This window comes from Acidovorax cavernicola, assembly GCF_003581445.1.
Map to the genome: position 1 here is coordinate 1 of NZ_QXMN01000320.1, position 640 is coordinate 640.

1 protein-coding gene is annotated in these 640 nt (G+C 69.2%); it reads left to right on the forward strand.

Annotation, left to right across the window (positions count from 1 at the left end; all coding sequences use genetic code 11):
• Window positions 1-640: aldehyde dehydrogenase family protein (locus tag D3H34_RS33420; RefSeq protein WP_119558922.1), on the forward strand; the 640-nt coding region annotated here is incomplete at both ends.

Sequence of the window (640 nt, forward strand, 5' to 3'; positions counted from 1 at the left end):
GGCGGCCACATCGTCCGAGGTGCGTGCGGATGCCTTGAACCGGGCCGCAGCGGCGCTGGAAGCGGACATGCCGGTCCTGATCGGCCTGCTCGCGCGCGAGGCCGGAAAAACCGCGGCGAACGCCATTGCGGAAGTGCGCGAAGCCGTCGATTTCCTGCGTTTCTATGCGATGCAGGTGCGCAGCGATTTCACGCCCGACAGCCACCGGCCGCTGGGTCCCATCGTTTGCATCAGTCCCTGGAACTTCCCGCTGGCCATCTTTGTCGGACAGGTCTGTGCAGCCATAGCCGCCGGCAATCCCGTGCTCGCCAAGCCCGCAGAGCAGACTCCGCTGGTGGCCGCCCACGCGGTGCGCCGGCTCTGGGAGGCGGGAGTCCCCCGCGGTGTCGTCCAGTTGTTGCCCGGCCGTGGCGAGACGGTCGGCGCGGCGCTGGTCGGGGATGCGCGCGTGCAAGGGGTGCTGTTCACCGGGTCCACCGAGGTCGCCAGGATTTTGCAGGCGTCGCTGGCCGGGCGCCTTGGCCGCAACGGCCAGCCCATACCGCTGGTCGCCGAGACCGGCGGGCAGAACGCCATGGTGGTGGATTCTTCGGCGCTCGCCGAACAGGTCGTCGCCGATGTGGTCTCCTCGGCCTTTGAC